This window comes from Sinomonas sp. ASV486, assembly GCF_030908215.1.
GTDB classification, from domain to species: Bacteria; Actinomycetota; Actinomycetes; order Actinomycetales; family Micrococcaceae; genus Sinomonas; species Sinomonas puerhi.
Window position 1 is genome coordinate 327,374 of the sequence record NZ_JAVFJK010000002.1, and the last position, 14,075, is coordinate 341,448.

A 14,075-nucleotide genomic window follows, 5' to 3' on the forward strand; every position below is an offset into this window, starting at 1 on the left:
GTCACTCCGTCTCCTGCGGCCGCGCGAGGCGCAGCTCCTCCGCGTCGAGCTGCGCCTGGATGATGCGCAGGACCGTGTCGTCGATCGTGCGGGCGTCGCGGAGGCGGACCACCGTGGCGCGCTTGTGGCCCAGGAGCGCCAGGCGCAGCCGCGTGTACTGGCGCGTCCTGACGATCGCGGGGTCGTCACTGTCGTCGAAGCCGGCGTTCATGGCTGCGAGGTGCTCGTCGTACTCGGCGTGGATGCGTTCGAGGACGTCGTCGTCGATCCGGAGCTCTCGCGCAAGGTCCGGCAGCGCACGGAATGCCTCCTCGGCCGCGGTGCGCTTGGCGAGCAGGAGCTCCTGGGTCACTGACGTGTCCTCTGGGATCCGCGCCCACCGGATCACCCTCGGCAGGGCGAGCCCCTGGACCACGAGGGACGCGACCACCACGAAGGCCGTGAGGAACACAATCGCGTCCCGCTGAGGGTACTGGCCGGCGTCGGGGATCGAGAGTGCGACGGCGAGCGAAACCGCGCCGCGGAAGCCCGCCGTCGTGCTCATCACCCTCGCGCGGTTCGTGGTGCGCAGTTGGCGCTGGTAGGGCCGGCGGTCGACGGCGCGGATCAGGTAGGCGGAGAGGATCAGGACCGCAAGGCGCGTCAGCAGGATCGTCGCGTACACCGCGACGCCGACGAGGAGGATCTGCCCGATCGCCTGCCCGTTGGCGCGGCCCTCGGAGGCCCAGAGCCCCGCCGCCGACACAGGCAGCTGAAGGCCCACCAGCACGAACAGCGCGCCGTTGAGCATGAAGCTCGCGAGCGACCAGACCGCGACGGTCTGCTGGCGCGTGTACGCCGAGATGGCCAGCGGGGCCGCCTGCGAGAGGTACAGGCCGCACGCAACGACGGCCAGGACCGCGGAGGCGTGGATGAGCTCGGCGCCGAGGAACGCCGCGAACGGGGTCAGGAGCGTGGCTGCGTTGCCGACCATCGCGTTGTCGATCCTCTTGCGGCCCTCGAGCATCGCCCAGCCCACCGCGACCCCCACGGCCGCGCCGCCGAGGAAGGAGTAGAGGAAGTCGGCGGTCACGAGGAGCGGGCTGAAGGCGCCGCCCCCGGCCGCGGCGCTGAGCGCGACACCGTAGATGACGAGCGCTGTGCCGTCGTTGACGAGGCTCTCCGCGCGCAGCGTGGTGAGCTGGCGCCGCGGGAGCGCGCGGCCGAGGGCGGCGACGGCGGTCGCGTCCGTCGGGGCCACCGCCGCGCCGAGGATCCACGCGGAGCCCCAGTCGACTCCCAGCGCGTGCGCGACGGCGGCGACGGCGGCCGCCGTGACCACCACGAGGAGCGTGGCCGAGAGCATGATGCCGCGGATGAACCGTCGGATCTCGCGCAGCGACGTCGTGAGGCTCTCCCAGTACAGGAGCACCGGGAGGAACAGGAGCAGGACGGTCTCCGGGGGCAGGCCGACTCCACGGAACACGGGGATGAGGCTCAGCGCGAGGCCGCAGGCGATCAGGACCACCGGCTGGCTGATCCTCAGCCGCGGCGCCAGCAGGCTCCCGAGGACGACCGCCGCGCCGAGGGCGACGATGAGTTCGAGACCGAGCATGGCCTTCCTCCGGGTCCGAGGTGTGCCACCGAATGTACGCCGTGTCTGCCCGCTTGGGGAGGTACTGCCGGTACACCGATCAGCGGCACCTCCCACGCAGAGGCTTCGGCGGGTTGACTGGGACTCTGGCCAACCAACCTTCGGAAGGAACACCCATGACTGGCACACCTGTCTGGTTCATCACCGGCTGCTCAACCGGCCTCGGCCGCGCGCTCGCCGAGGCAGTCCTCGCGAAGGGAGACCGAGCCGTCGTGACCGCGCGCGACGCCGGCTCGGTTGCCGGCCTCGCCGACGCCCACCCCGACGCCGCCCTCGCCCTCTCCCTCGACGTCACCGATGCAACGCAGGTCGCCGCGGCCGTCGCTGCCACCGAAGAGCGGTTCGGGCAGGTCGATGTGCTCGTCAACAACGCCGGGTACGGGTACCGCTCGGCCGTCGAAGAGGGCGACGACGCCGATGTCGCCCGGCTGTTCGCGACCAATGTGTTCGGGCCCGTCGCGATGATGAAGGCCGTCCTGCCGGGGATGCGGGCGCGGCGTTCGGGGGCGATCGTGAACATCTCCTCGATCGGTGCGCGCCTGTGCCCTCCCGGCTCAGGGTTCTACTCGGCCACGAAGGCCGCACTCGAGGGCATCTCGGGCTCCGCGCAGAAGGAGCTCGCACCACTGGGGATCTCGGTGACTGCCGTGGAGCCGGGCGGATTCCGCACCGACTTCGCGGGCCGCTCGCTCACCCAGTCCCCGGCGCCGATCGAGGACTACGCCGAAACGGCCGGCCTGCGCCGCAAGGAGCACGACACCTACCACGGGACGCAGCCCGGCAACCCCGCCAGGGCCGCGCAGGCGATCATCGCGGCCGTCGAGGCCGAGGAAACGCCCGCGTTCCTCCTCCTGGGGCAGGACGCGCTCGCCGGATACCGGGCAGCGGCCGCAGCACAGGCCGCCGAGGTCGCCGCGTGGGAGTCGGTAAGCGCGTCGACGGGATTCGAGGGCTGAGCGCGGGCCGGTAGCCTCGCTGCGTCCGTTCCTGCTCGGTCTGGCCGTGGCGCGGGCCCGGATTCCCGGCGTGTCGGGAATCCGGCCCCGTGTGGGGGCTCGTAGCGAGCAGGAACGGGCGTGGGATCCAGCGGGTCAGGCGGTGCTGGCGGCCGACCCGGCGCCGCCGGACCGAACGTGATCACGGCCAGCCGGCACCGTCCCGCCGTCCTCGTACACGTCCGCGCCGGCGAGCTCGCGGCCCGCGACGTACCCGAACGTGAGCGCCGGGCCGAGGTTGATGCCGCCGGCCGGGTAGAAGCCGCCCATGATGTTGGCCTGGTCGTTGCCGGCCACGAAGAGGCCGGGAATCGCGGACCCATCGGCGCGCAGCACCCGCGCGCGGCCATCCGCGGCGAGGCCCGCGAATGTCCCGAAGGACCCCGGGACCACCTTGACCGCGTAGTACGGGCCCTTCTCGATCGGCGCGAGTGACGGGTTCGGCCCGACCTTCGCGTCGCCGCCATAGCGGTTGAACTCGGTCTCGCCGCGCTCGAACTCGGGGTCCTCGCCGAGGCGGGCGTTCTCGTTGAACCGCTCGACGGTCTCGCGGAGCCCGGCCGAGTCGATCCCGCACTTGGCCGCGAGTTCCTCGAGCGTCCGGCCCTTCACGAGGTACCCGTTGCGAAGGTACGGGAACAGCGGCACGGGCAGGGGCTTGGCCATCCCGAGCGGGTACTTGCGCACGAACCGCGAGTCGGCGATCTGCCACGATTCGACCGCCTCGCCCTCGGGCGTCGCCGCAATGAGCCCGGAGACGTAGTCGTAGTACCCGTTGGCCTCGTTGACGAACCGCTTGCCGTCCCGACGCACCCCGATCGAGCCGGGCTTCGCGCGGTCCATGATGTGCGGGAACACGCCGTTCCGCCCGAAGGCGGGGGCCTTCCCGACCGTGTAGGGAACGAGGGAGACGGGGCACCACGCTGCGGCCGACTCGACCTCGGTCTGGAACAGCGCACCGACGGACTCGCCGAGTGTGATGCCGTCGCCGGTGGTCTCCTTCGGGGCAAGCGTCCAGTGCTCGCGTCCCGTCGGCGTCTTCGGGAACAGCTCGCGCCGCCGCTCGACGTCGTTCGGGAATCCGCCCGCCGCAAGCACGACGCCGCGAGCGGCGCGGATCTCGTACTCCACCTCAGATCCGTCAGGCCGGACACCGCGCACGACGGCGCCGGCGACCCGCCCGCCGTCGTCCCGCCCGCCGTCGTGCTCGCCGCCATGAGCAGCCGCGTCCGCGGTGAGGAGCCGGACGGCCGGCGTCGACACGCGCACGTCGACGCCGAGGTCGTCGGCGCTCTGCAGGAGCCGCCCCACGAGCGCGGTCCCGTTGACGAGGTGCATCCCGCGACGGTGCACGGCCAGGTCGAGCAGGTGCCGCCCCACCCGCCACGCCGAGTACGCGAGACCCGACAGGCTCCCCTGCGATGCGGAGAGGATCTTGGCCAGGTCCGGCCCAGCCATGATGCCCATGCCCAGGAACGACGTCTCGTACAGCTGCCCGCGAAGGAGCTTCCGCACGCGCGGCGAGAGCCGCGTGGCGTCCAGGGGCGCGGGGCCCACGGAGCGGTGGCCGGTCCCGGCGCCCGGGGTCTTGCCGTAGATGTCCCGGATCTTGGCCCCGGGCGTGAACTGGAGCCGGGTCTTCTCCTCGAAGAAGCCGACCATGTGCGGGACCGCCTCGAGGAACGCGTCGATGCGAGCGCCGTCGTACCGCTCTCCGAGCCGGTGCCGGAGGTAGGTGCGGAACAGTTCGGGGTCCTCGTCCACGCCGTCAGCCTTCGCGAGGGGGTTTCCGGGAGTCCACGCCCAGCCGCCGGACCACGCGGTCGCCCCGCCGCACACGTCGGCCTTCTCGACGACGACGACGCGCAGCCCGTGGTAGGCGGCCGTCACCGCCGCGGCGAGACCGCCGGCTCCGGAGCCGATGACCAGGACGTCGGTCTCGACCGTGCCGTTCTCGGCAGCAGGTGTGGGCTGGGCGTTCATCGGGTGGCTCCGTTCGGTTCTGCGGGAGACGGGATCAGGGTGTGGGCTTCCTCACGGACACGGTCCGCGGCCTGCTTGAGGTGCCGGGCCCAGCCGAGCTCGCCGAAGCGCACGACGTCGGCGGGAGACGGCGCCTCGACGCTCACCGGGGTGCCGCTCGGCAGTGCTGCGACGATCTCGGCCAGGTTGAGTCCGCCCTCGCCGGGGGCGAGGCGGGCGGCGCGGGACTCGTGGATGAGGCCCCCGCGGTCCGCGGGACGCGCGGCGGGCGCGTCGCAGAGCTGCAGCATGGGCACGAGGTCGGCCATGGCGGCGAGCTCCTCGAGCGCACCCCCGAAGCGCCGGAAGTGCAGCGTGTCGACGACGACCCTCGCCCCGGCGGCCCGCGCGGCCGCGGCGGCGGAGGCGAGCGAGTTGATGCGCTGGTAGGAGATGGGCTCGAGCGTGGGGGTGATGCCGAACTCGCGACCGTCCTCGGCCAGGAGCGCGAAGGTTTCGGCGAAGCGGACGGGGTCCGGGTCCGCCGATGCGACCGTCAGGGTCTCTGCGCCGAGGGCGCGCGCGGCCTCGAGCATGGGGAGCCACGCGTCGCGCTGGCCGTCGGCCCGGCCGCGCGCGGCATCGGGTGATGCGGGCGCGCCGGCGCCGTTCGTCCCGTCGATCAGGAGGAACTCCGTGTCGAGGACGCGGACTCCGGTCGACCGCACGTTCGCGAGGGTCTCGGCGAGCATCGGGGAACCGGGGGCCAGGTCGTACGCGCGCTCGGTCGGCGTCACTGGGCGCACTCGGGCGCCGATGAAGTCGAACCCGGCCTCTGCCGCGATGAGCACGAGGTCGGGCGGCGCCGTGTCGAGGAGCGAGAGCTGGGCCAGGCCTACCTCTCGCGTCGCCACGGACGGCTGCAGGGAGGCTGTCATGCGAAGGCTCCTTCCAAGGAGCGGGTCGGAGTGCGGGTGTCCGGTCCGGACGGCGAGATGCCGGCGGCAAGGTACTGGGCGAGGCGCTGCGCGGCGTCGTACCCGTGCTTGATGGCGTTCGACGCCGTGGGCGGCAGCGGGTCGGCGACGGTCCCCGCGAGCACCACCGGAACGCCAGCGCCCAGGCTCAGGGCGGCCTCGCGGCCCGGGAGGTCGACGGCGGCGCTGAGCGGAACGACGCCGCGCGAGACGAGGAGGGGCCCCGGGGCGTCGAGCCACTGCTCGCCGTCCGCCCCGACCACGCGGACGCGGCCGGAGGGGGTGCCGGGCGCCTCGGCCTCGAGGATGCGGGAGTCGAGCATGATCCGCACGCCCGGGTTGGCCTCGAGCCTGGGGACGGCAAGGATCTTGGCCCGACGGCCGGACTCGGGGGCGATGGTCTGCTCCGGCCCGACGAGGAGAACTCTCGTGCCGTGGGTCGCGAGCGTGTCCGCGGCGGACATCGCGACGGAATCCGCGCCCCAGATCGTCACGGCCTCGGGCGCGGGATCGGTGCCATCGAGGATCCCAGCGTGGGCCGCGAGCCAGTCGCGGACGTCGAGCACCCCGTCGTGCGCCGCGCTCTGAGAACCAGCGCCGGTGACGGGGAAGCCGGGCTGGGGACGCTTCCCGCCCGTCGCGACGACGATCGCATCCGCGCGGTGGTCGCGTGCAAGGGCCGCAAGCGCCTGTGGCCCGTCGGCATCGACCGGGGCACCGAGGCCCAGTGTGATGCCGAGCCGCTCGATCTCGGCGCGGTTCCAGTCGAGGTAGCGGTGGAAGTCCGGCGTCGGGCGCATGCGGGCAGCGAGCCCGAACTGCCCGCCGATCCGATCCGCCGCGTCGAGGATGGTCACACGCGCGCCGGCCTCCGCGAGCTCGCGCGCGGCGGTCAGGCCCGCGGGCCCGGCACCCAGGACGACCGCGTGGGGCGCGGCGGCAGCGGGGACGACGTCGCGGGGTGCGGTGCCGCCGTCGTGCGACGCCTCGGCGCCGCGCACACGCGGCGTCGGGACGGGGACCCGGGACCGGCCGACCGCTGGGTTGACGGTGCACGTGACCTGGCCGAGGCCGAGGTTGTCGATGCACACGTTGCACGCGATGCACGGCCGGTAGGCCCGGCGGTCGAGAACGCTGTGTCCAAGGACCGCGGGCACGAACTGCGGGTCCGCGTGGACCGCGCGGCCGAGGGAGACGAAGTCGGAGTCTCCGGCGGCCAGGACGGACTCGATCGCCTCCGGAGAGTTGAGCCGTCCGGCCAGGCCGAGCGGGAGGCCGAAGCGGCGGTAGGCGCGCGCGTATTCGGCGAGGACGCCGGGCTTCCACTCCCCCGACTGCACGATCCACTCGCCAGCCTCGTAGCTGCCGGCGGAGAGGTCGAGGAAGTCGAGGGCGTCGAGATCGAGACGGGAGACGACGTCGAGCGTCTGCGCGGCGTCCAGTCCATCCGGGACACCCTCGACCATCGAGACGCGCATGCCCACGATCGCCTCGGGGGCTGCGGCGCGGACGGCCGCGATGACGAGGTTCGGGAAGGCCTCGGGGATGCCGAACTCGTCGGTGCGGCCGTTGGTTCGGGCGGACATGAACTGGTGGATCAGGTACCCGTGGCCCCCATGGATGCTGATGACATCGAACCCGGCCTCGACGGCGCGGCGCGCCCCTTCGCCGTAGGCCGCGGCCACCTCGCGGCACTCCTGCGTGGTGAGCGCGCGCGGCATCTCGCCGCCGGCGACCTCGCACGGCACGGACGACGGCGCGACGTTCGGGAACCCGGTCGAGGCCGACTGCGCGGTGCGGCCGCCGTGGTTGATCTCGACGGCGACGAGTGCGCCTTCCGCATGGATCGCGTCGGTGAGGGTCCGGAACCCCGGGATCACGGCGTCGTCGTGCAGGCCGAGCTGGTGGGTGCGGCCCTTGCCGTCGGCGCGCACATACGTGGCCTCGGTGGTCACGACGGCGAGCCCGGCCCTCGCGCGGGTCACGAGGTAGTCGGCGTACTGCTCGGTGATGCGCCCGTCCGTGGTTCCGTAGTTGCGCTCCATGGGCGAGCTCCACAGCCGGTTGCGGAGGGTGCGCTGCGGGCGGCCGTTGCGGCCGAGGGTCAGTGGCTCGCTGCCGAGGCGACGGCTGGCCGGATTCTGGGGGGCGTTCATGCGAGGGCGTCCTCTCGGGAGAAGGTGACGGGGCGGCCGGTGCGCGACGACTCGTACACGGCGAGCAGGATTCTCAGGGCCGCGGTCGCGTCGGGGCCGGTGATGGCGGGCTCACGGCCCTCACCGTCATTCGCGCTGAGCGCGGAGACGAAGTCCCGGATCTGTGCGGTGTGGTGCGGGATGAGCTGGCCGTTGATGGTGGCGAGGTCCACATTGGGGTCGACCCCGGCGGGCTGGACGGGCTCGGACTCGATGGTCCCGCCGCGGGCGAACAGGGTCACGCGGCCGTCGGTGCCCTCGGGGAACTCGCTGAGCTCGGCCGTCGCGCCGGTCTCGCCCGTAATGCGGATGCTCACGCCGAGGCTCGGGGTCGCGGCGGTCGTCGCGGACAGGGTCGCGATGGCGCCGGAGGCGAAGCGGATGACGGCGGCGGCCGTGTCCTCGACCTCGATGCTGTGGGTGAACGTCGCGATGTGCCCGTGGACCTCGACAACCTCGCCCATGAGCCACTGGAGGAGGTCGATGTAGTGGATGGCCTGGGTCATGAGGACCCCGCCGCCGTCGGTCGCCCAGGTTCCACGCCACGCTGCCGCGCTGTAGTACGACGGGTCGCGGTGCAGCACCACGGAGGCGTGGCCGAGGATCGGGCGGCCGATCGTGCCATCGTCGATGGCGGCCCGGAGGCGCTGCGCGGCCGGCCAGAAGCGGCGCTGGAAGAACACCCCCAGGCGCACCCCGGCGGCGTCGCACGCGGCGACCATCCGCTCGGCGGAGGCGAGGTCGATCGCGATCGGCTTCTCGCACAGCACGTGCGCGCCGGCCGCGGCCGCGGCGAGGACCACCTCCTCGTGCGTCGGATGCGGGGTGCACACCGAAACGAGGTCGATGCCCGCGGCGAGGAGCTCCTCGACGGAGCCGTACGCGTGCTCGATCCCCCACTGCGAGGCGGTGGCGCGGGCGCGGTCGGCGTCGACGTCGCACACCGCGACGACCGTGGCCTCGGGGATCGCGGCGAAGGCCTCGAGGTGGTTGCGGCTGATGGCGCCGCAGCCGACGATGCCGACGCGGTACTTGGCAGGGGAGGTCACTGGGGGTCCTTTCAGAGAGTCTGGTCGGCGACGAGGTCGAGGAAGTGGGCACGCATCCGTGCGCGGTCGGCGGGGAGGCCGGTGAACAGCTCGAACGCGTCGGCAGCCTGGCCCACGGTGAGCCACCCGCCGTCGAGCACCCGGCAACCCGCGGTGAGGGCCGCCTTGACGAGCTGGGTGACGAGCGGGCGGTAGACGACGTCGGCCACCCAGTGCCGCGGCGTCAGGACCGAAGCGTCGAAGGGGGTGCCCGGGTGGCCCACCATCCCGATCGGGGTGGCGTTGACGACGCCGTCCGCCTCGACGAGCGCGTCCGTCACCTCGTCGAGGGCGATCGCAGTGACCCGTTGTCCCTGCGCGTGACGGTCGAGACGCACGGCCACGGCCGCCGCGCGGGAGGGGTCGGCGTCGGCGATCAGGAGGTGCTGGGTGCCCGCCGCGACGAGTGCGTGCGCGACGGCGGACCCCGCCCCGCCAGCCCCGGCCAGGACGACCGTCCCCAATGCCGCGCCCGGGAGGCCCGCGGAGAGCGCGGCGCGGAAGCCCGAGTGGTCTGTGTTGCGGCCGACCAGCCGCGGGGCGCCAGCGCCGTCTGGTGCTCCCGGCTCGACATTCACCGTGTTGACCGCCCCGAGATCCCGTGCGTCCTCCGACAGTTCGTCGAGGCCCGAGATTACCGTCTGCTTGCACGGGTGGGTCACGTTGAGGCCGGTGTAGCCGAGGCGGACGGCGTCGCGGGCGAGCTGCCCCGCGGCGTCGGGCGCAAGGCCCAGCTCGTCGATGTCCAGCGTGCGGTAGGCGTAGCGCAGGCCCTGGGCCGCGGCCTCGTGCTCGTGCAGGAGCGGGGTGAGCGAGCCGCCGACGTTGGCGCCGATGAGGCCGATCAGGTGGGTGTTCGAGGGGCTGGAGCTGGAGGCGGTGGGCATCAGGCGGCAGGCTCCTGGACGGCGTCGTGCGCTACTGCCCTTGCAGACCGGCGCGCGGGCTTGAGTCCGAGCTCGGCCTTCGGGGTGCGGAACGTTTCTCGCGCCGTCATGGCGCCGACCGCGGCGACCGCGCAGAAGCCGACGGTCATCCAAGCGACGGGACCCCAGTTGGCGGGGTTCCCCGCGGTGAGGGCGGTGCCGATCGCCGGGGTGAAGCCGGCCACGAGAAGTCCGAGCATGAGGCTCACGGCCATCCCCGAGTAGCGGGTGCGAGCCGGGAACAGCTCGGGGAAGTAGGCGGGGTACACACCGTTGGGCATCGCGTAGAACACGCCAGTGAGGGCGATCGCAGTGAGGAAGATGAGCGGCCAGTTGCCCGTGCCCAGGACCGTGAAGAAGGCGAATACGAGCACCGCGCTGCCGATCGTTCCGGTGATGAATACGGGCTTGCGGCCGATCTTGTCGGACAGGCGCGCCCACATCGGCTGCGTGAAGACGGTGACGAGGTTCGCGACGGCGATGACGACGAGCATCATGGGCTTGTCGAGCTTGACGACCTGGGTGGCGTAAGCGAGGGCGAAGACCGTGAAGACGGTGTTCACCATGGTCACGAGCGCGGCGAGGGTCACGCGGATGACATTGGGGAAGTCGTTGCGGAAGAGTTCGACGAGCGGGATGGCCGCGGTCTTGGCGTCGTCCTTCAGCTCCTCGAAGACCTCGGGCTCCTCGAGCCTGCGGCGGAGATAGAAGGCCACGAGTGTGACGACGGCGCTGAGCAGGAACGGCACGCGCCAGCCCCAGCTCATGAGTGCCTCCTGCGGGAGCATGGTGACCGGGATGAAGATGAGGCTCGAGATGACGATGCCGAACTGGATGCCGCTCATCGTGAAGCTCGTGAAGAACGCGCGCCGCCCCTCGGGGGAGTGCTCGAGGGTCAGGGAGCTCGAGCCGGGCGACTCGCCGCCGGCGGAGATGCCCTGGACGAGGCGGAGCGCAACGAGCGCGATGGGGGCGACCAGCCCGACGCCCGAGTAGGTCGGGAGGCAGCCGATGAGGAACGTCGAAGCCCCCATGAGGACGAGGGTCAGGACGAGGACGTTCTTACGGCCGAAGCGGTCGCCGAAATGGCCCCACATGATCGCCCCAAGGGGGCGTGCGATGTACGCGACGCCGAGGGTCGCGAACGAGAGCAGCTCGCTTGCGGCGCCCGCGTCCGGGAAGAACAGCTTCCCGAAGAACAGGGCAGCAGCGGAGCCGAAGATGAAGAAGTCGTAGTACTCGAGCGTGCTGCCAAGGAAACCGGAGATGGCCGCGGTGCGCGCTTTGCCGTGCTGGGCGCGTACGGCGGATGTCGACGCTGACATAGTGATCCCTTCGGGTGATGCCAGTCACGTTCGACTGGCTCATCCAGCATGGGGTCAGCGATTACCGTTCGTCCAACACTTAGTTGATCTAAGACTATGTCGATTTTCAGCATGATGGCGGAGCTTGCATGTTCAGCTCGCCTTACCGGCCTCCTCGCCCATGTCCCCCACTATGTGCCGCCGCTCAACGGTATGAACGTAGACTCCCGAAGTCCGGAACAAGTCGATCTGGTGGGGGTCGGCGGAATCGTCCGTCACGAGCGTCCACGGCAGGGGCAGGCGCACCCAAGCGTGGAACGGGCGCTGCCCGAGCTTGCTCGAGTCCGCAAGCACGTAAACGTGCTGACCCCGACGGGCCATGAGCTCCTTGAGACGGGTCTGCGCCTGATCGGCCTCGCAGATCCCGTCCTCTGCCGTGACGGCGTCTGCGCCGAGGAAGACCCTGTCGAAGGTCATCCGTTCGAGCGTGGCCTCGGCGAGGGGGCCAACGAATGTCTGGCTCAGACTGCGGAGCCTGCCGCCGAGGCAGTCGACGTGGATACCGGGCGAATCGGCGAGTTCCTGGACCGTATTGAGCGCTGGGGTGGTGACGGTCAGGTCGGCGTGCCCGCGCAGCGCGTGGGCGAGGGCACCGACGGTCGACCCGCCGTCGAGGAGGATGGACTCGCGTGGCTGGACCTGTTGGGCCGCCCATCGGGCGATGGCCTGCTTCTCCTCGAAGGCCTCGCCGATGCGCTGCCTCAGAGACGCCTCCGGATGGGCCCCGATAGCAAGCGCCCCGCCGTAGGTCCTCGCGAGCTTCCCCTGCTCGTTGAGGGCCGCGAGGTCCCGGCGGATCGTCGACGCTGTGACGCCGAATCGCTCAGAGAGCTCCTCGACTGATGCGAGCCCTGCGGTGACGGCGAGCTGGTAGATTTCCTCGCGCCGTGACTTCGCCGTCGTCATCTTGGTCCCCCTCGGGTGAGGCGCACGCGTCGAATCCGCAGCGGGGCGCCGGTTCCCCTCATCGTAGCCATTCGCCCGGCGAGGGCGTGGTGCGCGCGCTACAGCGACGCTCCCGCGCAGATGACGTAGTCCTGGCCGGTGATCGAACGTCCATGCGGTCCCACGAGGAGGGCAACGACGGCCGCGACGTCCTCCGGATCCACAAGGTGTCCGAGCGGCGGGACGACCGGCGGCACGTCCGCCCGTGCCGGGTCGGCGAGCATCGGGGTATCCGTTGGACCGGGAGACACGACGTTGACGGTGATGCCGCGCGGAGCGAGCTCCTTGGCCCACGACCTGCCCAGCCCCAGGACCGCGGCCTTCGTCGAGGCGTAATGGCTCTTGCCTGCCGCCCCCGCAGCCGTCCGGCTACCGATGAGCACGATCCGCGCGCCGTCGGGCATCGCTGGCACGAGCCGGTCAGCCAGGATGCTGGCCGCCCCCACGTGCACCGCGAACATCTCCGCCAGGGCCTCAGGCTCGAGCGTTCCCAGGCGGCCCGTCCGCTGGAGCCCCGCCGCGTGGACGAAGGCGTCGGCGGACGGAAGTCCAGTACTTACCCGAGCGACGTCGTCCGCGTCGCCGAGGTCCACGCGCTTCCAGGCAAAGAACGGCCCGAGCGCGGTCTCCGTGCGGCTCAGGCCTGTCACTCGCCATCCGTCGGAGATCAGACGGCGGGAGATGGCCCGCCCAATACCCGAGCTGCAGCCGGTCACAACGGCGTGGCGCGGCTCAGGCATCGGTGTCACCACCGGGGGTCGTCGTCCCGGCGTAGGCCCATGCGGGGCTGACCTTGACGTACTTGATGGCCTGCCGGAAGTAGGTGTATGCGATGTGGAGCTCGCCGTCCGAACCCTGATGGATGGACGGGTAGGAGTACTCGCGGTTGAGCCCGTCGCGGGAGTTGTTGGACAGGCAGTACCCGTCCCCCACCTCGAGATTTCGACGGACAGGCCACGTACGCCCTGAGTCTTCGGAGATAGCGAGGGTCATGGGTGCACGCGGGGTGCCCCAGAACGCGCTCCGGATGCCCACGGGCGGCGAGGGCTCGACGTCGGCCGCGGCCTGGGCGGGGGACGCGCCCTCCTCGACGAGCCCGTCGTCGTCGATCTCGTCGTACAGCGAGAGGCGACGCTCCGTCGTCTCCTCGGCCCGGCGGTGGTTGTAGACAAGAGCAAGCCGCCCGTCGGCCAGTGCGGTGAACTGGATCGACGAGTTGTTGTTCGGCAGCTCGGTGGGGACCGGCTGGGTCCACGTGGCACCGTCGTCTTCGGACCGGGACTCGTAGATCGCGTCGGCCCAGCGGCTGCGGAAGAGGGCGAGGAGCGAGCCGTCGGCCAGAGGCTGGATGTCCATGTGGACGCAGCCCTGGCTGCCGGGAATGAGCTGTTCCCGCCACGTTCGGCCGGCGTCGTCGGAGATCATGACGGCGCTGTCGTCGTTGTTGCCGACCCACTTTTCGCCCGGCGTCGTGAGGCAGCGGAAGACCGGGATGAGCCAGCGGCCCGAGGGGAGGATGAGGGGCTGGTGACGCACGAACACGCCTCCCGCCTCCGTGGCGGCGAACAGCGTCTCGGCTGGCGCCCACGTCCTGCCGCTGTCCTGCGAGATCCGGCGGCGCACCTCTGCGGTGTCCTGATTGCCTGCCCTCTGGGCCGTGTACACGAGCCACACCTCGTCCCCTCCGGGCGCGAAGAGGATCGGATTCTGCTCGGACCGTGCGCTGTCGTGCGAGAGCTGCTCGGGCTCGGACCAGCGGTCGCTGCCTGATTCGAGGGCTGAGAACCAGACCGAGATGTCACTGATGCCCTCCTGAGTGCCGCCGAACCAGACACAGGCCAGGCGACCGTCGGGGAGCGTCTGGAGATTGGCTGCGTGAGACTGGACGGTTGCCGCGGGAAGGTAGGCGAAGGTCGCGCCGTCGGCATGGCGGAGGACTCCATCGCGGGTGACGGCGCTGTAGGCGCTGTCGAGGGCGTTGCTGGTCATA

The 14,075-nt window shown here is 71.5% G+C and carries 11 protein-coding genes; 1 reads left to right on the top strand and 10 read right to left on the bottom strand.

What is annotated here, in order from left to right:
* Nucleotide 1 precedes the first annotated feature (1 nt).
* A complete protein-coding gene (locus RBS60_RS04280; RefSeq protein ID WP_307956284.1) occupies nucleotides 2-1,594 on the bottom strand; it encodes a Na+/H+ antiporter in 1,593 nt (530 codons plus the stop codon).
* Nucleotides 1,595-1,749: 155 nt separating this feature from the next.
* Here RBS60_RS04280 and RBS60_RS04285 point away from each other — a divergent pair, with 155 nt between their 5' ends.
* Complete coding sequence (locus RBS60_RS04285) at nucleotides 1,750-2,589, top strand: oxidoreductase (protein ID WP_307956285.1); 840 nt, start codon at nucleotides 1,750-1,752, stop codon at nucleotides 2,587-2,589.
* Nucleotides 2,590-2,724: 135 nt separating this feature from the next.
* Here the strand turns inward: RBS60_RS04285 and RBS60_RS04290 are convergent, their stop codons facing one another.
* The 9 genes from RBS60_RS04290 to RBS60_RS04330 all read right to left on the bottom strand — a co-directional run bounded on the left by RBS60_RS04290 (nucleotide 2,725) and on the right by RBS60_RS04330 (nucleotide 14,074).
* Entirely contained in the window at nucleotides 2,725-4,611 is a 1,887-nt protein-coding gene (locus tag RBS60_RS04290; RefSeq protein WP_307956286.1) for an FAD-dependent oxidoreductase, read from the bottom strand.
* Nucleotides 4,608-5,528 (bottom strand): TIM barrel protein, encoded by a 921-nt coding sequence (locus RBS60_RS04295; RefSeq protein ID WP_307956287.1) that lies wholly within the window; start codon nucleotides 5,526-5,528, stop codon nucleotides 4,608-4,610. Before RBS60_RS04295 ends, RBS60_RS04290 begins: the two co-directional genes overlap by 4 nt.
* Entirely contained in the window at nucleotides 5,525-7,723 is a 2,199-nt protein-coding gene (locus RBS60_RS04300; protein ID WP_307956288.1) for an FAD-dependent oxidoreductase, read from the bottom strand. Before RBS60_RS04300 ends, RBS60_RS04295 begins: the two co-directional genes overlap by 4 nt.
* Nucleotides 7,720-8,811 (bottom strand): Gfo/Idh/MocA family oxidoreductase, encoded by a 1,092-nt coding sequence (locus RBS60_RS04305; RefSeq protein WP_307956289.1) that lies wholly within the window; start codon nucleotides 8,809-8,811, stop codon nucleotides 7,720-7,722. The genes RBS60_RS04300 and RBS60_RS04305 overlap by 4 nt, the downstream gene beginning before the upstream one ends.
* Nucleotides 8,812-8,822: 11 nt before the next feature.
* The gene (locus RBS60_RS04310) at nucleotides 8,823-9,737 is read right to left on the bottom strand and encodes a shikimate dehydrogenase (protein ID WP_307956290.1); all 915 of its coding nucleotides are present in this window, start codon (nucleotides 9,735-9,737) and stop codon (nucleotides 8,823-8,825) included.
* Complete coding sequence (locus tag RBS60_RS04315) at nucleotides 9,737-11,101, bottom strand: MFS transporter (protein WP_307956291.1); 1,365 nt, start codon at nucleotides 11,099-11,101, stop codon at nucleotides 9,737-9,739. Before RBS60_RS04315 ends, RBS60_RS04310 begins: the two co-directional genes overlap by 1 nt.
* A gap of 132 nt (nucleotides 11,102-11,233) precedes the next feature.
* Nucleotides 11,234-12,046 carry a DeoR/GlpR family DNA-binding transcription regulator gene (locus tag RBS60_RS04320; RefSeq protein WP_307956292.1) on the bottom strand — a complete coding sequence of 271 codons (813 nt, stop codon included), beginning with the start codon at nucleotides 12,044-12,046 and terminating at the stop codon, nucleotides 11,234-11,236.
* A 98-nt stretch (nucleotides 12,047-12,144) separates the two neighbouring features.
* The gene (locus RBS60_RS04325; RefSeq protein ID WP_307956293.1) at nucleotides 12,145-12,825 is read right to left on the bottom strand and encodes an SDR family oxidoreductase; all 681 of its coding nucleotides are present in this window, start codon (nucleotides 12,823-12,825) and stop codon (nucleotides 12,145-12,147) included.
* Entirely contained in the window at nucleotides 12,818-14,074 is a 1,257-nt protein-coding gene (locus RBS60_RS04330) for an exo-alpha-sialidase (RefSeq protein ID WP_307956294.1), read from the bottom strand. Before RBS60_RS04330 ends, RBS60_RS04325 begins: the two co-directional genes overlap by 8 nt.
* Between the last annotated feature and the right edge of the window lies 1 nt (nucleotide 14,075).